Annotated in this window: 21 protein-coding genes; 15 read left to right on the forward strand and 6 right to left on the reverse strand. The window is 70.5% G+C overall.

The features are described 5' to 3' along the window. Nucleotides 1-43 precede the first annotated feature (43 nt). From nusA to ABS78_RS08520, 3 genes are all read right to left on the reverse strand, one after another. Nucleotides 44-1723: a transcription termination factor NusA gene (gene nusA, locus ABS78_RS08510; protein WP_293377069.1), complete on the reverse strand. Its 1680-nt coding sequence runs from the start codon at nt 1721-1723 to the stop codon at nt 44-46. Between the two features lie 12 nt (nt 1724-1735). Beyond that, nucleotides 1736-2299 (reverse strand): ribosome maturation factor RimP, encoded by a 564-nt coding sequence (gene rimP / locus ABS78_RS08515; protein ID WP_293377072.1) that lies wholly within the window; start codon nt 2297-2299, stop codon nt 1736-1738. A 134-nt stretch (nt 2300-2433) separates the two neighbouring features. After that, nucleotides 2434-3132 (reverse strand): hypothetical protein, encoded by a 699-nt coding sequence (locus ABS78_RS08520; protein ID WP_293377075.1) that lies wholly within the window; start codon nt 3130-3132, stop codon nt 2434-2436. Between the two features lie 215 nt (nt 3133-3347). Between ABS78_RS08520 and ABS78_RS08525 the strand changes: the two genes are divergently transcribed. Both ABS78_RS08525 and ppa read left to right on the forward strand, forming a co-directional pair. Further along, complete coding sequence (locus ABS78_RS08525; protein ID WP_363082921.1) at nt 3348-3788, forward strand: YidB family protein; 441 nt, start codon at nt 3348-3350, stop codon at nt 3786-3788. 141 nt (nt 3789-3929) lie between these two features. Continuing rightward, entirely contained in the window at nt 3930-4463 is a 534-nt protein-coding gene (ppa, locus tag ABS78_RS08530; protein WP_293377081.1) for an inorganic diphosphatase, read from the forward strand. A 52-nt stretch (nt 4464-4515) separates the two neighbouring features. Here ppa and ABS78_RS08535 read toward each other — a convergent pair whose 3' ends face one another. After that, nucleotides 4516-6012: a hypothetical protein gene (locus tag ABS78_RS08535; protein ID WP_293377084.1), complete on the reverse strand. Its 1497-nt coding sequence runs from the start codon at nt 6010-6012 to the stop codon at nt 4516-4518. A gap of 251 nt (nt 6013-6263) precedes the next feature. Between ABS78_RS08535 and ABS78_RS08540 the strand changes: the two genes are divergently transcribed. The 13 genes from ABS78_RS08540 to trmB all read left to right on the forward strand — a co-directional run bounded on the left by ABS78_RS08540 (nt 6264) and on the right by trmB (nt 18772). Further along, nucleotides 6264-7763: an amidohydrolase family protein gene (locus ABS78_RS08540; protein ID WP_293377087.1), complete on the forward strand. Its 1500-nt coding sequence runs from the start codon at nt 6264-6266 to the stop codon at nt 7761-7763. Next, complete coding sequence (locus tag ABS78_RS08545) at nt 7760-9046, forward strand: amidohydrolase family protein (RefSeq protein ID WP_293377090.1); 1287 nt, start codon at nt 7760-7762, stop codon at nt 9044-9046. Before ABS78_RS08540 ends, ABS78_RS08545 begins: the two co-directional genes overlap by 4 nt. 68 nt (nt 9047-9114) lie before the next feature. Then, nucleotides 9115-9696, forward strand: a complete 582-nt coding sequence (locus ABS78_RS08550) for a NifU family protein (RefSeq protein WP_293377093.1) — start codon at nt 9115-9117, stop codon at nt 9694-9696. 34 nt (nt 9697-9730) lie between these two features. Next, the gene (gene tsaB, locus ABS78_RS08555; RefSeq protein WP_293377186.1) at nt 9731-10384 is read left to right on the forward strand and encodes a tRNA (adenosine(37)-N6)-threonylcarbamoyltransferase complex dimerization subunit type 1 TsaB; all 654 of its coding nucleotides are present in this window, start codon (nt 9731-9733) and stop codon (nt 10382-10384) included. Continuing rightward, nucleotides 10381-10836 carry a GNAT family N-acetyltransferase gene (locus tag ABS78_RS08560; RefSeq protein WP_293377096.1) on the forward strand — a complete coding sequence of 152 codons (456 nt, stop codon included), beginning with the start codon at nt 10381-10383 and terminating at the stop codon, nt 10834-10836. Before tsaB ends, ABS78_RS08560 begins: the two co-directional genes overlap by 4 nt. A gap of 33 nt (nt 10837-10869) precedes the next feature. Beyond that, nucleotides 10870-11277, forward strand: a complete 408-nt coding sequence (locus ABS78_RS08565; RefSeq protein ID WP_293377099.1) for a Fur family transcriptional regulator — start codon at nt 10870-10872, stop codon at nt 11275-11277. Between the two features lie 63 nt (nt 11278-11340). Continuing rightward, nucleotides 11341-12672, forward strand: coding sequence for a tRNA (N6-isopentenyl adenosine(37)-C2)-methylthiotransferase MiaB (miaB, locus tag ABS78_RS08570; protein ID WP_293377102.1), 1332 nt, complete (start codon nt 11341-11343; stop codon nt 12670-12672). A 13-nt stretch (nt 12673-12685) separates the two neighbouring features. After that, nucleotides 12686-13642, forward strand: coding sequence for a PhoH family protein (locus tag ABS78_RS08575; protein WP_293377105.1), 957 nt, complete (start codon nt 12686-12688; stop codon nt 13640-13642). A gap of 53 nt (nt 13643-13695) precedes the next feature. After that, a complete protein-coding gene (gene ybeY, locus ABS78_RS08580) occupies nt 13696-14118 on the forward strand; it encodes an rRNA maturation RNase YbeY (protein WP_293377189.1) in 423 nt (140 codons plus the stop codon). Next, the gene (locus ABS78_RS08585; RefSeq protein WP_293377108.1) at nt 14096-14998 is read left to right on the forward strand and encodes a hemolysin family protein; all 903 of its coding nucleotides are present in this window, start codon (nt 14096-14098) and stop codon (nt 14996-14998) included. The genes ybeY and ABS78_RS08585 overlap by 23 nt, the downstream gene beginning before the upstream one ends. A gap of 56 nt (nt 14999-15054) precedes the next feature. After that, nucleotides 15055-16671: an apolipoprotein N-acyltransferase gene (gene lnt / locus ABS78_RS08590; protein WP_293377111.1), complete on the forward strand. Its 1617-nt coding sequence runs from the start codon at nt 15055-15057 to the stop codon at nt 16669-16671. An 87-nt stretch (nt 16672-16758) separates the two neighbouring features. After that, nucleotides 16759-17979, forward strand: coding sequence for a methionine adenosyltransferase (gene metK / locus ABS78_RS08595; protein ID WP_293377114.1), 1221 nt, complete (start codon nt 16759-16761; stop codon nt 17977-17979). A 121-nt stretch (nt 17980-18100) separates the two neighbouring features. Further along, nucleotides 18101-18772: a tRNA (guanosine(46)-N7)-methyltransferase TrmB gene (trmB, locus tag ABS78_RS08600; protein WP_293377117.1), complete on the forward strand. Its 672-nt coding sequence runs from the start codon at nt 18101-18103 to the stop codon at nt 18770-18772. Nucleotides 18773-18796: 24 nt separating this feature from the next. Here the strand turns inward: trmB and ABS78_RS08605 are convergent, their stop codons facing one another. Next, complete coding sequence (locus ABS78_RS08605; protein WP_293377120.1) at nt 18797-21151, reverse strand: PAS domain-containing protein; 2355 nt, start codon at nt 21149-21151, stop codon at nt 18797-18799. A gap of 96 nt (nt 21152-21247) precedes the next feature. Further along, a complete protein-coding gene (locus ABS78_RS08610) occupies nt 21248-22438 on the reverse strand; it encodes an acyl-CoA dehydrogenase (RefSeq protein ID WP_293377123.1) in 1191 nt (396 codons plus the stop codon). Nucleotides 22439-22501 lie beyond the last annotated feature (63 nt).

Here is a 22501-nt window from a genome sequence, read left to right on the forward strand (position 1 = left end):
GCCTGTGCGGCTCGGATCTCCATGGCGGGCCACCTCTCCGGCCCTAAGCGTCTTGGGCTTCGCCGACGGCTTCCGCCTCGGCGTAGCCCTCGTCCGACACTTCGGGCTCTTCGGGGGGGGCTTCGACCCAGCCCATCACGATACGGGCGCGCATGATGAGCAGTTCGGCGTCCTGCGGATCGAGGTTGAAGGCCTCCAGGATGCCCGCTTCGCGCACGCGCTCGCCGTTCTTCGTCTCGAACCAGCCGCGCAGGTCGTCGGGCACGAGGCCGGCCAGGTCTTCGACGCTCTTCACGTCGCCTTCGCCCAGGGCGACCGCCATCGGCAGGGTGATCCCCTCGATCTCCAGCAGGCCGTCCTCGACGCCCAGTTCGCGCCGCTTGGCGTCGTACTCGGCGGCTTCCTTGTCCAGGTACTCGCGGGCCCGGGTCTGGATCTCTTCGCCGGTGTCCTCGTCGAAGCCCTCGATCGAGGCGATCTCGGACACGTCCACATACGCCACGTCCTCGACGCTGGCGAAGCCCTCGGTGACCAGGAGCTGGGCGATGACCTCGTCCACGTCCAGGGCCTCCTGGAACAGCGCCGTGCGCTCGGCGAACTCGCGCTGGCGGCGCTCGCTCTCCTGGCTTTCGGTCATAATGTCGATCTGCCAGCCGGTGAGCTGCGAGGCGAGACGGACGTTCTGGCCCCGGCGTCCGATGGCGAGCGAAAGCTGTTCGTCCGGGACGACGACTTCGACGCGCTCGTCCTCCTCGTCCATCACCACCTTGGAGACTTCGGCGGGGGCCAGGGCGTTCACGATGAACGTCGCCTCGTCCTGGCTCCACTGGATGATGTCGATCTTCTCGCCCTGCAACTCGGCCACCACCGCCTGCACGCGGCTGCCGCGCATGCCGACGCAGGCGCCGACCGGATCGATCGAGCTGTCGTTGGAGATGACCGCCATCTTGGCGCGGCTGCCCGGGTCGCGGGCCACGGCGCGGATCTCGATGACGCCGTCGTACACTTCCGGCACTTCCTGGGCGAACAGCTTGGCCATGAAGCCGCCGTGCGCCCGGCTGAGCAGGATCTGCGGCCCCTTGGTCTCGCGCCGGACGTCGTAGATGTAGCAGCGGATCCGGTCGCCGATGTTGAAGTTCTCGCGCGGGATCGACTGGTCGCGGCGCATGATGCCCTCGCCGCGGCCCAGGTCGACGACGACGTTGCCGTATTCGACCCGCTTGACCGTGCCGTTCACGATCTCGCCGACGCGGTCCTTGTACTCCTCGTACTGGCGCTCGCGCTCGGCGTCGCGGACCTTGCCCATCACCACCTGGCGGGCCATCTGGGTCTGCACCCGGCCGAACTCGAACGGGGGCAGCAGCTCCTCGTAGACGGAGCCGATCTCGGCGGTCTTGTCGCGGCGCTTGGCTTCGGCCAGACGCAGGATGCCCGGCGGCTCCTCGAACGGCAGTTCCTCGCCGGTCTCTTCGTCGATGCCGCCGCCGAACACGGCGTCGTCGGCCACCACCGTGACCACGCGCTTGATCGTGGTCTCGCCGGTCTTGGGGTCGATATGGACGCGGATGTCGTGCTCGGCGCCGTAGCGGGCGCGGGCGCCCTTCTGGATCGCCTCCTCGATCGCCTCGATGACGATCTCCTTGTCGATCGCCTTCTCGCGGGCCACGGCCTCGGCGATCTGGAGCAGTTCGAGACGGTTCGCGGAAATCCCGGTCACGCTCATGGGGTCGTTCCTCTAGTCGGGCGTCTGTTCGTGTTGTTCTGCGGCGATGCGGGCGGCGCGGCTCTCGGCGCCCCGCTTCATGAGGTCGTCGTTCAGCACCAGCTTGGCCTCGACGATCCAGGCGAAGGGGACCATCGCGGTCTCGGCCTCGCCTTCCAGGTCGATGGCCACCTGATCGCCTTCGAGGCCGGCCAGTACGCCGCGGAATCGCTTGCGGCCTTCGGCCAGCCGGTCCAGCTCGAGCCGCACCTCGAAGCCTTCGAAGGCCTCGAAATCCCGGGGTCGGGTCAGCGGGCGGTCGATGCCGGGTGAGCTGACCTCGAGCACATATTCGCCGGCGATGGGGTCGGCGGCGTCCAGCACCTCGGAAATCTTGCGCGACAGGTGCGAGCAGTCCTCGACCGTCATCTCGCCCTCGGCCTGGCCTGGCGGCGGCGGCCGCTCGGCCATGATCTGAAGCCGCCGCCGCTCGGCGCCGCCCATCAGGCGCAGGCGCACGATCTCATAGCCCGCCGCCTCGGCGACAGGGTCGAGCAGCTCCACGAGCCTCAGGTCTTCAGCAGTCTTCCCACGCAAGGGAACCCTGGCCTCCGGCAAAGAAAAAAGCGGCCGGGCCGGAGCCCGCCGCTTGAAAGCGCCATCCAGCGCGATCAGCGATGTTGGGAGCTATATAGCGGGTGCGGGGCCGGTTGTCACGGCCCTGGTCCGATTCAACTCGCAGACGCGCGGTCGAGCTGGTCGCGACCCACGACGGCCGTCAGCCTGGCCCCCAGCGCCACGGTCTGGAGCGGCTCAGCGGTCGGCGCGTCGATCCGGATGACGGAGTCCTCGCCGGAACAAAGCACCACATCCGCCCGCGGTCCCCGATGGAGTTGGCCCTCGAACGGCGCGACGTCGGAGCGGATCGCGCCGGCGGCCGCAAACCCCAGCGCGGCCAGATGGACCCCGGCCTGCGCCGTATCCGTCGTGGCGATCCACACCCGAGCCAGCCGCGGCCCGCCCGTGGGCGGGAGGTGATAGAGCCCCCGGTTGAAAGCGGACCGACTGGCGACCTGTTCCGGGCGGTAGTCGATGACGAAGAGCTGGGTGAGAAGTCCCTGACCTTTACGGAACGAAAGCATGTCCCAGGGCTCGTCGGGTCCGGCGCCCGCCTTCGTGCGCCACCCCTGGCGGTCGGCCAACGCCTGGGCTTCGATCAGAGGGCCCTCGAGACCCATCAGAACCCGCCCCTCCGCCGGCGCGGCGTGGATGTCGAGGAACGGCCCATTGGCGAAACGCAGGCCGCGGGCCTGCAGCCGGCCATCGGGAGCATAACCGTCCCGCGCCGGCAGGCCTGTCAGCGCGGCCAGCGCGGCGACGGCGGTGTCGCGCTCGGGCGTCCAGGTGACGACATGGTCGATCTCGAACATCACACGCCTCCGGGCGTCAAAGAAGTCGTACCGCCCGGGCGCCCGGGTGAACCATCCGCCACGAAAACCAGGCTTGCGTGTGGCCGTGAAACAAGCCTTCCGCCCCTCCCTGCGCTCTCACCCGCACCCAGCCTTCATCCAACCTTGGCTTGACTCCCGTGCGCGGCGGTCGGAGCGTCCCGAGCGGGACGGCGCCCAACATCAGGAACTCATCCATGAGCGGAATTCTCGGAAACATCCTCGGCGGTGTCCTGGGCGGCGGCAAGGGCGCCTCGGCCGGACCCGCGGACATCCTGGGCGACCTTCTGGGCGGCGCGGGCGGCGGTCAGGACGGGGGAGGCCTCGCGGGAGGCCTCGGCGGGCTGATCAAGTCGTTCGACGACAACGGACTTGGCGACATCGCGCGGTCGTGGATCGCCAAGGGCGACAACCTGCCGATCTCGGCCGAGCAGATCGAGGCCGTCCTCGGCTCCGGCCCGCTGGCGAACATCGCCGGCAAGCTGGGCATCGATCCGGCGCACGCCGCCGCGACGGTCTCTCAGATCCTGCCGCAGATCATCGACCAGCTCACGCCGGACGGCGAGGCGTCGGGCGGGGGTCTGGCGGGCGCGCTCAGCGGCGGCCTGGGCGATATCCTGGGGAAACTCGGACGCTGAGACGCCGTGCTGCGGGACTGCCGTTCCGGCGCTATTCAAGCCGGAACGGTCCTCCGACCTCCGCCGCGGCCCTTTACTCGCGCGGGGCTTTCGACCACAGAGCGGCCCTCACTCCTGTGTGTCCCTGAAAGACCCTCCCCCATGGACCTCTCCAAGATTCCCGTCGGCGAGAACCCGCCGTACGACGTCAACGCCCTGATCGAGATTCCGCAGGGCGGCGAGCCGGTGAAGTACGAGATCGACAAGGAGTCGGGCGCGATCTTCGTCGACCGTTTCCTGCACACCGCGATGTTCTATCCCGGCAATTACGGTTTCATCCCGCACACCCTGGCCGACGACGGCGACCCGATGGACATCATCGTGGTGGGGCCGACGCCGGTGGTGCCGGGCGCCATCATACGGGCGCGGCCGGTGGGCGCGCTGATCATGCGCGACGAGGCCGGCGGCGACGAGAAGATCCTGGCGGTGCCGGTGGACAAGTTGCACCCGTTCTACGCGGGCGTGGATTCCTGGCGCTCGCTGCCGGCCATCCTGACCGAGCAGATCGCCCACTTCTTCCAGCACTACAAGGACCTGGAGAAGGGCAAGTCGGTCGACATCGTGCGCTGGGCCGACCCGGCCGAAGCCGCCGAACTGATCAAGGTCTCGATCGACCGCTACAACGCTCAGGCCTGAGCCTGATCCGAGTCCGGCCAGAATTGTCCCGCTCGTGCCGGCGCCGCGGGCCTCACCCCAGCGCGCGTCGGTAGAAGGCGCGCAGGTCGTCGGTGCTCCGCGCCCGGGTGGCGAGGTCCTCGTAGACGCCGTGGCCGGCCGGATAGACCTTGGCCTCGAACTGTCCGGGGGCGAAGCCGGCCGCCGTGAGCGCCTCCAGCGGGCGACGATACGGGACGACCAGGTCGAACCAGCCGGCGACGAGGAAGATCTTCGGTGTCGGCGCGGCCGGACCCGTCGAAGCGGTCAGGTCCTTGAAGATGGACGGTGCGTATCCCGGCCCGGTCAGCGTCGGGTTCCAGCGGCGATTGGCCTCGACCGGGTCGCGCCAGTACGGGCCGGCCGGCGTGTAGCCCAGTTCGTCGGTCAACAGCCTCACGATGGACTCGCCCAGGTCGTAACCATCGGCGACGCTCAGCACGCTGTCCTGGCCGGGCGGCGGCGGGACCCGGGCCTCGCGGGCGTCGCCGCCGCCCAGGCGTTGGCCCTGGTCGGCGAGAAGCTGCCCGCGGAACTGCTGGACCGAGGGCGCGAGGCCCGCGTCGAGGACGAACCGGCGGGGCAGGCCGATGAATCCGGCCACCTGCGCGGCGATGGCTTCCCGCTCGGCGGCCGCCAGGGCCGCGCCGCGGACCAGGGCGGCGGCATAGGGGCCGTCTGCGAACTGCTCGGCCTCCCTGACCACCGTCTCCAGCGGCTTCGCCGTATGCGCCCCGCGGCGGTGATGGTGTGCGACGGCGGCGAAGCTGGGCAGGACGAGGACAGGCGCCGGCGGGTCGGGCGGCCCGCCGCTGCCCAGGGTGGGTGAGATCAGGACGATTCCGGTGAGGTTCACGGGCCGGGGCCGGGCGGCCAGCCGCCTGGCGACCTGTCCCGCACGCGTGCCGCCATAGCTCTCGCCCACCAGGAACACCGGGGACTCCAGCCGGCCGTTGTCGGCCAGCCAGCCGGCGATGAAGTCCGCGAAGGCGCGGCCGTCCGCTTCGACGCCCCAGTATTCCGGCTTGGCGTCCTCGGCCAGGAACCGGCTGTAACCGGCGCCCGGGGCGTCGATGAAGACCAGGTCGCTGACGTCGATCGGACTGTCGGGATTTCCGATGAAGGCGTAGCCGCGCGGCGTGTCGGCTCTCCGGGTGATCCTCGGCGAGAGATGCTCGCGCAGGTGCCAGGTCGCGCCGCCCGGCCCGCCGTTCCAGATGAAGCTCACAGGGCGCGCGCGGGGATCGGCGCCCTCCTCGACATAGCTCACCGAGAAGATGGTGGCCCGTGGCGCGCCGGCCGGGTTGCGCATCACCCGTTCGGCGGCTTCGGAGGCGTAGGCGACGTCGCGGCCGCGAACCGAGAGGCGGCCCTTTCGGAGCGCCGGCGGGATGGGCGGGAGGGAGGAGACCGGAACAGGCGCCTGGGCCCGGGCCGGCGTGTTCGCCAGGGCGCCCGTCAGAGCGCCTGTCAGGCCTGCGGCCGCGGCGCCCAGGAGGCTTCGGCGGTCGAGATGGGGCGCGTAACGCATGTGTCTTCCTCAGGGTCCAGTCCGCATCCGCCCCACGCGCGCGCGCGGCAAGGCCTTGCCGTTCCCGCGAGCCGCCCGACGTCCCCAGTGTCCGCCGGGCGCGCAAAAATATGCGCGATGAAGCCTGGATGCAGAAGAACGATGCCACATTGTGCCTTTGACCACATAGCTTGAATAAAACTTGCGTGGATACTGGACTAGATTTCACTTGTCGGACTTTGTGTGGTCTCCGGCCTCTGGGGTGTTTCGCGATGTGGAGAGCGTCCGGGTTCCTGCTGGTGACCCTGCTGGCCCTGCCGCTCGCGGCCTGTGCGGCCGCCGTGAAGCCGCCCCCGGCGGAGTCGGCGGCCCCGCGGCCGATCCGCGCGGGTCTGGATCCGGCCGCTCGCCCCGATCCGTTTCCGTCCACCTACGAGGCGCCGGCCGCTCCGCCGGTCCTCATCGTCAACGCGACGATCCTGACCGCCGCCGGTCCCCGGATCGACGGCGGGTCGCTGCTGATCCGGGACGGCAAGGTCGCCGCCGTGGGCCGAGACGTGGCGCGGCCGGCCGATGTCCGGGTGATCGACGCCGCCGGACGCTGGCTGACTCCCGGCCTGGTCGATCCCCACGCCCACATCGGCGCCGGCTCCAGCCCCTCGGGCGCCAACGGCGACGGCAGCAACGAGAGCGGCCCGAATCCGGGCGGGATCTGGATCGAGCACACGGTCTGGACCCAGGACCCGATGTTCGAGCGCGCGCTGCAGGCCGGGGTGACGACGATCCAGATCCTTCCCGGTTCGTCCAACCTGTTCAACGGCCGCACCGTCACCCTGAAGAACGTCCCGGCGCTGGCGCCCCAGGGCATGAAGTTCCCTGGCGCGCCCTATGGGCTGAAGATGGCCTGCGGCGAGAACCCGACCGGCGGCGGGGGCGGGCGCCCCGGCACGCGCGCCGGCGGCATGATGGGCTATCGCAACACCTTCATCTCGGCCCAGGAGTACGCCCAGCGTTGGGCCGACTGGCGTCGCCGGGGTAGCGGCGATCCGCCCCGCCGCGACCTGATGCTGGAGACCGTGGCCGCCGCCCTCACCGGCGACATCAAGGTCCACATCCACTGCTACCGGGCCGACGAGATGATCCAGATGATCGATCTCAGCCACGAGTTCGGCTTCCGGATCGCCGCGTTCCACCACGCGCTGGAGGCGTTCAAGATCGCGCCGCTGCTGGCGCGTGAGAAGATCGCCGTCGTCACCTGGGCCGGCGACTGGTCGGGCTACAAGATGGAGGCCTACGATTCGGTAATGGAGACTGCGGCCTTCGTCCAGAAGGCGGGCGGGGTGGCGGCCATGCACTCGGACGACGTGCGCCTGATCCAGCACCTGAACCACGAGGCGGCGCGGGCCATGACGGCCGGGCGCGAGGCGGGTCTGGGCACGACGCCCGAGGACGCCATCGCGTGGGTGACGATCAACGCCGCCCGCGTGATCGGGATCGACGACAGGACCGGATCTCTGGAGGCGGGCAAGGCGGCCGACGTCGTCCTGTGGAGCGCCGATCCTCTCAGCGTCTACAGCCTCCCCGACCTGGTGTTCATCGACGGCGCCCTGGCCTACGACCGGGCCGCGCCGCCGTCGCCGCCCCGGTCGGACTTCGAACTCGGCAACGCCCGGCGGCCGGTCTCGCCGCCCCGGCCCGCCCCTAAGGGACTGGACGTGCCAGGCCTGAGTGGGCAGGGCTCGGACGCGAAGGGAACGGGGACGCCGCGATGATCCGCCGCCTGCTGTTCGCCGCCGCGCTGCTCCTGGGCGCCGGCCCTGTCGCGGCCGAGACGGTGGCCATCGTCAACGCCCGGGTGCTGACGATGGGCCCCTCGGGCGACATCGCCCAGGGCTCGGTCGTCGTCCGCGACGGACGGATCGCCGCGGTCGGGGCCGGGATCGCCATTCCGCCGGACGCCCGTGTCATCGATGCGCGTGGCCAGATCCTGACACCCGGCCTCGTGGCTGCGGTCACGCCGATCGGCCTGAACGACACCATCGGCAGCGGCTATGGCGGCCGGGGCTCGAACAATCCGCGGCTCAGCGCTGGCTTCGACGTGCTGAGCGACGTGAATCCGAACTCGCCCCAGGTCCCCGAGGCGCGGATCGAAGGCGTGACGCGTGCGGTGGTGGCGCCCAATCCGCCCTCGCGGCCGCCCAACGCCCCGGCGCGGCTCTTCGGCGGCCAGGTGGGGGTCATCCACCTCGGCGAAGGCGGCGATCCGACCGTGAAGCCGCGCGCGGCGCTCTACCTGGACGCCGGCGAGATGGGGGCATCGGCGGCGGGCGGGTCGCGCGGGGCCCTGTTCGTCCAGCTCGCCCAGGCGCTGGCCGACGCCCGCGCCCATGCCCGCAATCCCGCCGCGGTCGATCCGGCGCGGCTTGAGGAGCTGTCCCTCTCGCGCGCCGATCTCGAGGCGCTGGTCCCGGTGGCCGAGGGTCGCGTCCCGCTGCTGGTCGAGGCGAACCGCGCCTCGGATATCCGCAACGTCCTGGCCTTCGCGCGCGAGCAGAAGGTGCAGGTGATCCTGTCCGGCGGCTCGGAGGCCTGGATGCTGGCCCGGGAGATCGCCGCGGCCAAGGTCCCCGTGGTGATCGACGCCGAGGAGAACCAGGCCTTCCAGTGGGAGAACCTGAACGCGACCTACGAGAACGCCGCGATCCTCAGCCAGGCCGGCGTACTGGTGGCGTTCAAGCCCAGCGTGGCCCGCATCGTCTTCCTGATCCGCACGCCGCGCTATCTGGCCGGGCGTGCGGCCCGCTTCGGGATCACGCCGCACGAGGCGCTGGCGGCGATCACGCTAAATCCGGCGAGGATCTTCGGCGTGGCCGACCGGTTCGGCTCCATCGAAGCGGGCAAGGAGGCCGACCTCGTGCTCTGGAACGGCGACCCGCTGGAGACCACGACGGCGGCGCGGATGGTGATGGTCCGCGGCGTCGAACAGCCCCTGACCGCGCGCAACCGCCTGCTCCGCGACCGCTACATCGGGACGGTGCTGACGCCGGCGAACTGAGGGGCGCGCGGGCCGTCGGCCCGGCGGGAAAACTTGCGCTCGGCGCGGTCCAGCGCCACATCTGCGGCATGTTCATCCAGACCGAAGCCACGCCGAACCCCGAGGTGCTGAAGTTCCTGCCCGGCCGCGACGTCCTGAGCGACGGGTCGCGCGACTTCCGCAGCCCCGAGGAGGCCGGCGATTCGCCGCTGGCCGCCGAGCTGTTCGAAGTGACCGGGGTGACCCGGGTGTTCTTCGGCCCCGACTTCATCACCGTGGGCAAGCATCCCTCGGTGGACTGGCCGCTGATCAAGGCGCCCGTCCTGGCGGCGATCATGGATCACTACACGTCGGGCCGACCGCTGCTGAACGACGGCGCGGCCGCGGCGGCCGGGGACGACGACCACGACGGCGGCGTCTACGAGGGCGAGACCGCCCAGATCGTCGCCGAGATCAAGGACCTGCTGGACACCCGCATCCGTCCCGCGGTGGCGCAGGACGGCGGCGACATCCTGTTCAACCGCTTCGACGTCGACACGGGGGTGGTCTGGCTGCACATGCGCGGCGCCTGCTCGGGTTGTCCCTCGTCGTCGGCGACCCTGAAGCAGGGGGTCGAGAACATGCTGAAGCACTACGTCCCGGAAGTGACCGCGGTCGAACAGGCCCTTTGAGGCCCGACGCGAACGGGATAGGCGAGGATCGATGCTGGTCCTGGGCCTCGACACCTGCCTGAACGCCTGCTCGGTCGCCGTGGTGGACGACGGGACCGTGCTCGCACACCACAGCGAAGCCATGGCGCGTGGGCATCAGGAGCGGCTGGCCCCGATGGTTCGGGCGGCGATGGCCGAGGCCGGCCGCCCCTTCGCCGACCTGGACCTGATCGGGGCGACGGTGGGACCGGGCTCGTTCACGGGCCTGCGCGTCGGCGTGGCCTTCGCCAAGGGCCTGGCCTCGGCCCTGGGCCGGCCGGCCGCGGGTGTGGGGACGCTGGAGGCGCTCGCCGCCGAGGCCGCGGGCACGGTCGTCGCCGCCATCGATGCGCGCCGCGACCAGCTCTATCTCCAGATCTTCGACGGCGGCGTGGCGCTGATGGCGCCCGACGTTCTGCCGGTCGGAACCGCGGCGGCGCGACTGGCGGAGCTGGCCCAGGGTCGTCCGCTGACGCTGGTGGGCTCGGGCGCCCCCCTTCTGGCCTCGGCTGCGCCCGGCGCCGCGGTGTCGACGCCGGAGGGTTGCGACGCCCGTCTTGTCGCGCGCCTGGCGGCCGGCCGATCGTCCGCGCCCCTCAGGCCGCTCTACCTGCGGGCGCCCGACGCGAAGCTTCCCGGCGGCAGGACGCCGGACGACCCCCGGCCGTGAAGCTCCACCCCGCTCTCCCGGATCATGCGCCGGCCCTGGCCTCGGCGCACGCCCAGGCCTTCGACCGGCCCTGGGACGAGACCGACTTCCGCGAGATCCTGGCCCAGCCGGGCGTGGCGGGGTTCCTGGCCGAGGCGGGCGACGCCGCCGGCGTCGCGCTCGTCCGCATCGTCGGGGAGGAAGCCGAGATCCTGACCGTGGGCGTCGCGCCGTGGGCGCGCCGCCGCGGGGTCGCCAGGGCCCTGATGGCCGCCGCCCTTGGAGCCGCGCGGGGTGGAGGGGCGCGTGAGATCTTCCTGGAAGTGGACGTCGGAAACCTGTCGGCCATCGGCCTCTACGCCGACCTGGGCTTCGTGCGCGCGGGCTTGCGGCGCGGCTACTACGACCGGGGCGCCGACGGGCGGGCCGACGCGCTCGTGATGCGTCTCGACCTTACGAACGCAGACCTCTAGACCTATCCTAAGGCGAGACGGAAAGGGGCCCCCGTGGATCGAATCGAGAAGCTCTGCCTCGAGAAGAACATGCGCATGACCGACCAGCGGCGGGTGATCGCGCGCGTCCTGTCGGCGTCGGACGACCATCCCGACGTGGAAGAGCTGCATCGGCGCGCGCACGCCATCGACCCGCACATCTCGATCGCCACCGTCTACCGCACCGTCCGCCTGTTCGAGGAGGCGGGCATCATCGATCGGCTCGACTTCCGCGACGGCCGCTCGCGCTACGAAGAACATACCGACGAGCACCACGACCATCTCATCGACATGAAGACGGGCAAGGTCATCGAGTTCGTGGACCCCGAGATCGAGGCCCTGCAGGAGGCCATCGCCCGGAAGCTGGGCTACAAGCTGGTGGACCACCGGCTGGAACTCTACGGGGTGCCGGTCGAGGAGTAGGTCGCCTTTGTCGTTCGAGGGGAGGGATTGCGCCTGCGCGCCCGGGTCCCCATAACGCGCGGCATGTCCGAGCCCGCGCCCGCAAAGCGCCTCTACATCAAGACGTACGGCTGTCAGATGAACGTCTACGACAGCGAACGCATGGCCGACGTCCTTGCGCCGCTGGGCTATGGCGTGACCGACGACCCGACGGGCGCCGATCTGGTGGTGCTCAACACCTGTCACATCCGGGAGAAGGCCACCGAGAAGGTCTATTCGGAACTGGGCCAGTTGAAGCGCCTGAAGCAGGAGAAGCCGGGCGGCATGACCATCGCCGTGGCCGGTTGCGTGGCCCAGGCCGAGGGCGAGGAGATCATGCGCCGCCAGCCGGCCGTGGACCTGGTGGTGGGGCCGCAGGCCTATCACCAGCTTCCCGAGCTGATCGCGCGCGCGCACCGCGCGCGCGGCGAGCGGCTGTCCGCCGATTTCGCCCCCGACGAGAAGTTCGACGCCTTGCCCGCCGTCCGCAATCCCGCCGGCGTCTCGGCGTTCCTGACGGTGCAGGAGGGCTGCGACAAGTTCTGCACCTTCTGCGTCGTGCCCTATACGCGCGGCGGCGAATGGAGCCGCCCGGCCGAAGCCATCGAGGCCGAGGCCCGCGCCCTGGCCGAGAAGGGCGTGCGCGAGGTCACCCTGCTGGGACAGAACGTCAACGCCTATCAGGGCGTCGGCGGTCTCGCCGGTCTCGTCCGTCGCCTGGCGACGATCCCGGGCCTGGACCGTATCCGCTACACCACCAGCCATCCGCGCGACATGGACGACGCCCTGATCGCCGCCCACGGCGAGGTCGAGGCCCTGATGCCCTATCTGCACCTGCCGGTGCAGGCGGGCTCGGACAAGGTGCTGAAGGCGATGAACCGGGCGCATACGGCCGAGAGCTATCTGCGCCTGATCGAACGGATCCGCGCCGCCCGGCCCGACATCGCGATCTCGGGGGATTTCATCGTCGGCTTCCCGGGCGAGCGGGACGCCGATTTCGAAGCCACGCTGCAGCTCGTGCGCGAGGTGGGCTACGCCAGCGCCTTCTCGTTCAAATATTCCCGTCGGCCCGGCACGCCCGCGGCGGCCATGATGGGACAGGTCGCGCCCGAGGTCGCGGACGAACGGCTCCGGCGGCTCCAGGCCCTGCTGGACGAACAGCAGCAGGCGTTCAACGCCGCCCAGGCCGGCCGCACCCTGCCCGTGCTGTTCGAGAAGACCGGCCGCCACGCCGGCCAGCTCGTGGGCAAGAGTCCCTATCTTCAGGCGGTCCATGTGACGGCGCCGGATCGGTTGCTGGGCCGGATCGTTCCGGTGACGATCGAACGCGGGGCGAAGAACTCCCTCGCGGGGATCCTGGAACTGGAGGCGGCTTGAGCCGCGCGTCCGAATGAGCCGCGCCCCTGAATTCGTGCCGTTGTCCGACGAGGCGGTCCGCGCCGTGGCCGGCGCCAACAGCCGGCACGCCGCCCTGATCGAGGACGCCTTCGGCGTGCTGCTGGAAACCCCCGGCGGCGGCGTCTCTCTGTCGGGCGACGCCAAGTCCCGCGGCCAGGCCAAGAAGGCGGTGCAGGCGATCGCGGCCCGCGCCGACCAGGGCTTCGAGGTGGTCGAGGCCGACGTGCGGGTCGCCATCGGCCAGGCGCGCACGGGCGGCGGGACGCCGGGGGCGCAACCCCTGCCGGTCGGCCGCCGCGGCCAGGTGGCGCCCAAGACGCCCAACCAGGCGCGGTATCTCCAGGCGCTGGCCGATTGCGAACTGGTGTTCGGCCTGGGCCCGGCGGGCACGGGCAAGACCTTCCTCGCGGTGGCCTACGGCGCCGGCATGCTGCTGCGGGGAGCGGTGGATCGCCTGATCGTTTCGCGTCCGGCGGTCGAGGCGGGCGAGCGGCTGGGTTTCCTGCCCGGCGACATGAACGAGAAGGTCGACCCGTACATGGCGCCCGTCTGGGAAGCGCTGACCGATATCCTGGGGGCGGAGCAGCTTCGCCGGCGGCGCGAGAAGGGCGAGATCGAAGTCGCGCCGATCGCCTTTCTCCGCGGCCGCACCCTGAGCCATGCCTTCGTCATCGTGGACGAGGCGCAGAACGCCAGCCGTGCGCAGATGAAGATGGTGCTGACCCGGCTGGGCGAGGGCTCGCGCATGGCCGTGACCGGCGACCCGACCCAGATCGACCTGCCGAACCCCGGCGACAGCGGCCTGGCGCACGCCGTCGGCCTCCTGGAGGGGGAGAAGGGGATCGGCGTCACCCGTTTCGGCGCCGAGGACGTGGTCCGCCATCCGCTGGTGGAGCGGATCGTGCGCGCCTACGACGCCGATGCGGCCCGGCGGGGGCGCACGGTGTGATCGACATCGAGATCGAGGACCCCGCCTGGGTCGAGGCGTTGCCGGACGTGGAGATGCTGGTCCGCGGCGCGGCCCTGGTCGCGCTCGACCGCGAAGGCGCGGGGCACGAGGGAGTCACCATCCTGCTCACCGACGACGAGTCGGTTCGGGAGCTGAACGCCAGATTCCGCCAGAAGGATTCGCCCACGAACGTCCTCAGTTTCCCGGCGCCGCGGAATCCGGAATTCCACCTGGGCGACATCGCCCTGGCGTTCGGAGTCTGCGCCCGCGAAGCCGCCGAACAGGGCAAGCCGCTGGCGCATCACCTTCAGCATTTGACGGTGCATGGCGTTCTGCATCTTCTCGGATACGATCACATCGGCGATGATGAAGCCGAAGCCATGGAAGGCTTCGAGCGCGCTGTGCTGGCGGAGCTGGGGATTTCCGATCCCTATGCGGCCGGCGAGGGAGAGCATGAACGACCCGGACCCTCCTAGTCGACGGAGCCCGCGCCAGGGATGGCTCGGGCTCGTACGGCTTTTCGACTTCTTTCGCGGGACGGCCGAGGCGGCCGCCGACGAAACCCCCAAGTCCCTGACCGAAGCGGGCGGCGAACTCGTCCGCCATGCCCGAGCGTTCGAGGAGCTGCGCGTGGGCGATCTCATGCGCCGGCGCCCCGACATCGTGGCCGTGGAGCGCAGCTGCACCTTTGCGGAGGTGACGGCCCGGTTCGTGGAGGCCGAGCACAGCCGGATGCCGGTCTACAAGGAGACGCTCGACGAGCCGGTGGGCGTCGTCCACATGAAGGACGTCTTCAAGCTCCTGGCCCGCAAGACCCGCCAGCCCAAGCCCGACGACCGTATCCTGATGGGCCGCCACCATCTGGTCCGCGAGGGGCTGTACGTGCCGCCTTCGATGAGCGCGGCGCAGCTGCTCACCACCATGCGCGCGCGCCGGATACACCTGGCCCTGGTGATCGACGAGTTCGGCGGCACCGACGGTCTCGTCACCCTGGAAGACCTGCTGGAGACGCTGGTCGGCGATATCGACGACGAGCACGACGAGGCCGGCGATCAGGGCTTCGCGCCCATCGTCCACGACGACGAAGGCTGGATCGTCGACGGCCGCGCGCCCCTGGAAGAACTGGAGCAGGCGATCGGCGACGGGGCGGACCTCGCGGCCGAAGCGCTGGACGAGGAGATCGACACGGTCGCCGGTCTGCTCAACGCCCTCGTGGGACGCGTGCCGCAGAAGAACGAGACCATCGAGCACCCCGACGGCTTCACCTTCGAGGTGCTGGCCGCAGATCCCAGGCGCGTGAAACGGGTGCGTGTGCGTCTGGCCCAGCCGGTCGACGCGACGGCCATCGAGGCTTGAATGGCGGGTCGCCGGCGGCAGGGTCAGACAGGCGAACTCCGCGCGAAGAGCGTCATATGACCCGTCCCCGCTGGTATGCGCCCCTGACCGCGCTGCTCGCGGGCCTGGCGGCCGGGATCGCCCATCCGCCGTTCGGCCTGATCGTCGGCCTTGCGGGCTATGCGGTCCTGCTGCTGCGGCTCGAGGCGGTGCGCGAGCGGCCCCTCCGGGCGGCGTTCGGGCTGAGCTGGCTGGCGGGCCTGGGCTACTTCGCGGTTTCGACCTTCTGGATCGCCGAGCCGTTCCTCGTGGACGTTGCGGCCCACGGCTGGATGGCCCCGTTCGCGGTCGTCCTGATGGCCGGCGGGCTGGCGCTGTTCTGGGGCGCGGCGGGTGTGGCGTACCGGGCGCTGCGGCCTCGCAGCGCCTGGAAGCCGCTGGTCTTCGCCGGCGTGTTCGCGGCGGCCGAGTGGCTCCGGGGCCACGTCCTGACGGGCCTGCCCTGGAACCTCGTGGGCGAGAGCTGGCGCGCGGGCAGCGCGCCCTCGCAGGCGGCCGCCCTCTTCGGCGCGTACGGCCTGACCTGGATCACCCTGGCGATCGCCTCGGCTCCGGCGCTGCTGATGCTGCCGGTCCGACGGCTGGCGCAGGCGGGGATGCTCATGGCGGCCGGGGTGGCGCTCACGGCGCTGTACGCGGGCGGCGCGGGCCGCCTCGCCGCCGCGGCGCGCACGCCCTACGCCGCCGACGCGCCGGTGGTCCGAATCGTCCAGGCCAACATCGACCAGAAGGACAAGTGGAAGCCCGAGAACCTGGAGGCGGTCTTCGACGCCTACCTGGACCTGACCGGCCGTCCGGCCGCAACTCCTCCGGACATCGTGATCTGGCCCGAGGGCGCCCTGCCCGCCGTGATCGACGACCTGCTCGCCCCGGGCTCGCCCTTTGCGCCGCGGCTGCGTGACGCGGTACGGCCGGGCCAGACGCTGCTGATGGGGGCGAACCGGGTCGATGCGGACCCGAACGGCCGTGCGGGCGGCGGCGACGGCTGGCTCTACTACAACACGCTCCTGGCCTTCCGCCGCGATGGGCCGGCGCTGCGCGTGATCGGCGTCTACGACAAGCACCGCCTGGTGCCGTTCGGCGAGTTCATGCCTCTGGGGGACCTGGCCGACCGCCTGGGTGTCCGCGCGCTGGTCCGGATGCCCGACGACTTCTCCGCCGGCCCGCCGCCGCGCCCGCTGGAGTTGCCGGGCCTGCCGACCGTCCAGCCGCTGATCTGCTACGAGGCGCTGTTCCCGCGACTGGCCGACGGGGCCGAGCGGCCCGCCTGGATCCTCAACATCTCGAACGACGCGTGGTTCGGCGCGACCAGCGGTCCGTGGCAGCACCTGAACATCGCCAGCTATCGGGCCATCGAGGCCGGCTTGCCGATGGTGCGCTCCACCCCAACGGGCGTCTCGGCCGTGATCGATCCTCAGGGCCGCATCCTGTCGCGGCGGATGCTCGGCCTGGGGCGCGCGGGGATCATCGACGCCCGCCTCCCCTCGCCGGGCCCGCCCACCCTCTACAGCCGGATCGGGGAGGTCCCGTTCGCCGCCATGCTGCTGCTCTCGGCCGCGGCCTGGCTGGCGGGCCGTCGCCGCCGTCCGCGCAGCCCTGAAACAGGGTCCCGCCAGTCTCTTGGCGCCACATAAGGATTTCTTTATAGGCTGGCGCCCGACTTGCAGGTCACGCCTTTGCAGGTCGCCTGGCGCGCCGATCCCATTTCCCGGAGTCTCCCCTTGAGCCGTTCCAGTTACATCTTCACCAGCGAGAGCGTGTCCGAAGGCCATCCCGACAAGGTCGCCGACCGGATTTCGGACACCGTCGTCGACGCCTTCCTGGCCGCCAATCCCGAAGCCCGCGTGGCCTGCGAGACCCTGGTGACGACCAACCGCATCGTCCTGGCGGGCGAAGTTCGCGCCGGCCGGCCCGGCGGCTCGAAGGCCGAGAACAAGGCGCTCACCAAGGAGATCGTGAAGAGCCTGGAGCCCAAGGTCCGCGCCGCGGTGAAGGACATCGGCTACGAGCAGAAGGGCTTCCACTGGGCCAAGGCCAAGTACGCCTGCCACCTGCACGAACAGTCGGCCCACATCGCCCAGGGCGTGGACGCCACCGAGAAGAAGGACGAGGGCGCCGGCGACCAGGGCATCATGTTCGGCTACGCCAGCGATGAGACGGCCTCGCTGATGCCGGCGCCGCTGCAGTTCAGCCACGACATCCTGAGAAAGCTGGCCGAGGTTCGGCATTCGGGCGAATGCGCCGTGCTGGAGCCTGACGCCAAGAGCCAGGTGACGGTGCGCTATGAGGACGGCCGCCCGGTCGAGATCCTGGAGATCGTGGTCTCGACCCAGCACAAGAAGCGCATCGGCCTGCATTCGGCCACGCCCAAGCGCATCGAAGGCCTGATCCGCCCCTACGTGGAAGGCGTGATCCCGGCCGGGTTGATCACCAAGGCGACCAAGTGGCACGTCAATCCGACCGGCCGCTTCGAGATCGGCGGCCCCGACGGCGACGCCGGCCTGACCGGCCGCAAGATCATCGTCGACACCTACGGCGGCGCGGCCCCGCACGGCGGCGGCGCCTTCTCCGGGAAGGACCCGACGAAGGTGGATCGTTCGGCGGCCTACGCCTGCCGGTACCTCGCCAAGAACGTGGTGGCCGCCGGCCTGGCCCGGAAATGCACGATCCAGATCAGCTATGCGATCGGGGTGGCGCGCCCGCTGTCGTTCTACGTCGACCTGCACGACACCGGCGAGATCGACCCGGCCAAGCTGGAAACCATCCTCCCCGAACTGATCGGCGGGGCCACCCCGCGCGCGATCCGCGAGCACCTTCAGCTGAACCGGCCGATCTACGCCCGTACGGCCGCCTATGGCCACTTCGGCCGCCAGCCCGACAACGAGGGCGGCTTCTCCTGGGAGAAGACCGATCTCGTGGATGCGCTGAAGGGCGTCGCCTAGGACTCCCTCGAAACGCCCTCGCCCCGACGGGGGTGGTGCGCCGACCGCCGTTCCACGGCTGTCGGCGCCGGCGTTGCGGGCGGGGCGGGACAATCCCGGCCTCGACGCGTAGTGGAAGAGCATGACCGACCACCCGCCGCTGCGCTCCTATGGCCGCCTGAAGTCGCGCCCCATCAAGCCGCGCCAGGCCGCCCTGATGGACGAGCGCCTGCCTGTTCTCCGTATCCCGCCCGGGCCGGTTGAGGTTGCGGCGCTCATGCCCGGCGCCGCGGAAACCTGGCTGGAGATCGGCTTCGGCGGCGGCGAGCACATGGCGTCCCAGGCCGCGCGCCGCCCCGACGTCCTGATCCTGGGCGCCGAGCCCTTCACCAACGGGGTGGCCAGCGCGGTCCGTCACATCGACGAGCAGGGCCTGGACAACGTGCGCCTTCACGACGGCGACGTTCGCGAACTGACGGCGCGGCTGCCCGAAGGCGCGGTCGCGCGGGTGTTCATCCTCTTCCCGGACCCCTGGCCCAAGGCCCGTCACAACAAGCGTCGCCTGATCCAGTCTGGGATGGTGGACGAACTCGCCCGCATCCTGCGGCCGGGCGGAACGCTCCGCTTCGCCAGCGACTGGGCCGACTACGCCGACCAGGCTCTCGAGCTGTTCACGGCGAACCCGTCCTTCACCTGGACGGCGAGGCAGGCGGACGACTGGCGGAATCCGCCCGTGGACCACATCACCACACGCTACGAGGAAAAGCGGCTGGGCGACTGCGCACCCATCTTCCTCGACTTCATTCGAGGGTGAAGAGCTCGCCGGCCCGGTCCGCTGTCATGCGGCGCTGCGGCCGGGGTCTGCGTTGGTCTCCCGGCGGCCGGCGGCCGCGGCGATCTCGGCGAGCAGGAGCCCCGGGGCGATAGGCTTGCCGACCACGCCGTCCATTCCGGCGTCCAGATAGGCCTGGCGCTGGTGGGCGAGGACGTTTGCGGTGAGGGCTACGATGGGCGTCGCCGCCGCCGCGCCGCCCAGGGCGCGGATGCGACGAGCGGCCTCCAGTCCGTCGATGCCGGGCATCTGGATGTCCATCAGGATCAGGTCGAAGGCGCCGCGGCCCGCGGCCGCCACGCCGGCATAGCCGTCGTCGGCGGTTTCGACGCTCGCGCCCAGGCTCTCCAGTAGCCGGGTGGCGATCAGACGGTTGGTGGGATTGTCTTCGACCACGAGCAGCCGGAGGCCGTCGAGAACCGGCTGGGCCTCGTGGGACGTTTCGGCCGGCGCCTGGGCGTCCTCGGCCCGCACCTCCAGCCAGAATGCGGAGCCCTCGCCTTCGACCGACGAGAAGCCGACGCGGCCGTGCATCAGCTCGGCCAAGCGGCGCGTGATCGCCAGGCCCAGACCCGAGCCGCCGAAGCGCCGGGTGGTCGAGGCGTCGGCCTGGTTGAAGCGCTCGAACAGGCGCGCGTGGGCGGCAAGCGGGATGCCCACCCCGGTGTCTTCCACCTCGAGACGCAGCACGCCGGGCTCGGGTCGCAGAGTGCGGACTACGACGTGACCGGCTTCGGTGAATTTCACGGCGTTGCCGATCAGGTTGAACAGCGCCTGACGCAGGCGGATCGGGTCCGACATCACCCAGCCCAGGCCGGGCGCGTTGCGGACGATCACCTCCAGGCCCTTCTCCTGCGCCTGGGGTTCCAGAAGACGCACGACCCCGTCCACCAGCGCGGCCGGGTCCACTGGCTCGCAGGAGAGTTCGAGGCGACCGGCCTCGATCTTGGAGAAGTCGATCACGTCGTTGAGCAGCTCGGCCAGCATGCCCCCGCAGGACAGGGCCTCGGACAGCAGCGCCCGGCCGTCGCGCGACAGCCGCTCGCCCTTCAGCAGGTGCAGCACGCCCATCACGCCGTTCAGGGGCGTACGGATCTCGTGGCTCATGTTGGCCAGGAAGGCGGCCTTGGCCTCGGCGGCGGCTTCGGCGGCGGCGCGCGCCTCCTCGAGCGCCAGTTCCTGTCGCTTCAGCGCGTCGCAATCCTGGATCAGGCCCCCGGCCTTCAGCCAGCGGCCGTTCCTGTTGACCTCCAGGTGGTGGAAGACGCGCACCCAGCGCTCGCTTCCGTCGGGCCGGATGATGCGCGCCTCGAAGCTCTCGCCTGACCGCTTGTCGCCGCGGTGCAACGCCCGGAACGAGGCGCGGATGTGCGGCAGGTCGTCGGGATGGAAGCCGGGATAGCGGAGATCGACGGCCTCCTCGTAGCTGGAGTTCGTCTGGCCCGTGATGCGCTCGAACTCGGGCGAGCACCAGAAGGTGCGCCGGACGTGGTCGATCTCGTAGACGCCCGCCTCGGCGGCCTCGAGCGCCAGGTTGAGGCGGCTGGCGTTGGCCTGGACCTCGCGTCGGGCGCGTCGGGCGCGCTGCTCCTCGCGTCGGGCGAGGTCTCTGGCGTCGGCGAGCTCTGTGATGTCCTCGGAGATGCCCTGGAGACGGTGCACGCCTTCGGCGACCTGCTGGGTGCGGACGGTCACGCGCATGGCGGCCCAGCCGCGCGGCGTCCGGACGCGGTGTTCGAGCCGGACGTTCTCGCCGTCCTGCACGGCGCGGGTAAGAGCCTCGCGCATGCTGGCCCGGTCCTGCGGATGGACCGTCTCGTAGAAGCGGTCCGGCGTCCAGACCACGTCGCGATCGAAGCCCAGCAGTTCGATGAGTTCGTCCGACCACCAGATGGTGTTGGCGATGGGATCGAAGGACCAGATGCCGATGCCGGCTGCGGCGCCCAGCATCTTGCGGGTGCGGCGGCCTTCCTCGATCTCCCGTCGATAGGCGCGATCGATGGTGTCGTCGCGCAGCATGACCACGTGGCTGCCGTCGGTCATCACCTCGCGGCGGCCGCGGAACCAGCGCCAGCCGCCGCGCCCGTCGGCCACGCGGATCTCGGAGTCGGAGACGTCGCCGGGCCGGACCCGCCGGGCGCGGCCCCGCACGTCGCGGACGTCGTCGGGATGATAGAAGTCCAGGCACAGGCGTCCGAGGAGCTCGGTTTCGCCGAGCCCGGTGATCTCGCACCACGCCGCGTTGACCACCCGGAACCGGCCATCCGGCCCCGCGACATGCATCAGGTCGCGGCTGTTCTGGAACAGCCAGCGGACCATCTCGGCCTTGTCGGCGGCGCCTTCCGCGCTCTTCCGAACCATGCGTGTCCCCCGGGGCGGCCGGGCGTCAGGCCCGGGTGCGCGCCGGAAGGGTTATCGAGAGAACTGTAAAATTTGAGTTGTATTCTGGCGTCCGCGTCAAAAGGCGCTTTCGCCGGTGATGGCGCGTCCGAGGATGAGGGCGTGCACGTCGTGAGCGCCTTCGTAGGTGTTGACGGTCTCGAGGTTCGAGGCGTGGCGCATGACGTGGTACTCGCCCGAGATGCCGTTGCCGCCGTGCATGTCGCGGGCGACGCGGGCGATGTCGAGGGCCTTGCCGCAGTTGTTGCGCTTGAGCATCGAGATGGCTTCGGGAACCCACGCGCCCTCGTCGATCAGCCGGCCCAGGGCCAGAGCGCCCTCGAAGCCCAGGGCGATCTCGGTGGACATGTCGGCCAGCTTCTTCTGCACGAGCTGGCGCGAGGCCAGGGTGCGACCGAACAGGCTGCGGCTGGAGACGTAGTCCCGGCTGGCGTGAAGGCAGAACTCGGCCGCGCCCATGGCGCCCCAGGCGATGCCGTAGCGGGCCTTGTTCAGGCACGAGAACGGCCCGCGCAGGCCCTCTACGTTCGGCAGCATCGCGTCTTCGGACACGTGGACGTCGGACAGCGAGATCTCGCCGGTGACCGAGGCGCGCAGGGAGAGCTTGTTCTGGATCTTGGGCGTCTCGAAGCCCGGGGTTCCGCGCTCCACGAGGAAGCCGCGGATCTTGCCGTCCAGCTTGGCCCACACCAGGGCCACGTCGCTGACCGGACTGTTGGTGATCCACATCTTGGCGCCGTTCAGCACGTAGCCGTCCGAGACCTTCTTCGCCGTCGTGCGCATGGAGGCGGGGTCGGAGCCGCCGTCCGGTTCGGTCAGGCCGAAGCAGCCGATGATCCGGCCCGCCGCCATGCCGGGGAGGTACTTGCGCTTCTGCTCTTCGGAGCCGAAGGCGTAGATCGGATACATGACCAGCGAGGACTGCACGCTCATCGCCGAGCGGTAGCCGCTGTCGATCGCCTCGATCTCGCGCGCGATCAGGCCGTAGGCCACGTGGTTCACGCCGGCGCAGCCGTATTCTTCGGGCAGCGTCGGGCCCAGGAAGCCCAGTTCGCCCATCTCGGTCATGATCTCGCGGTCGAACCGCTCTTCGGCGTACGCGGACACCACGCGGGGCAGGAGCTTCTCGCGGGCGTACTGGCGCGCCGCGTCCCAGATCATCCGCTCCTCGTCCGACAGCCGCGAGGAGAGGTCCAGGGGATCGTCCCAGCGATAGGTCTTCTGCGGGGCGCCGGTGTCCAGCGGCATCGAGGCTCTCCTTGCGTAAACTTGCGGGCGGCATAGCGGCTTTTCAGGCCGCCGTGTAGCCGC

Source organism: Phenylobacterium sp. SCN 70-31 (genome assembly GCF_001724605.1).
Taxonomy (GTDB): domain Bacteria; phylum Pseudomonadota; class Alphaproteobacteria; order Caulobacterales; family Caulobacteraceae; genus Phenylobacterium.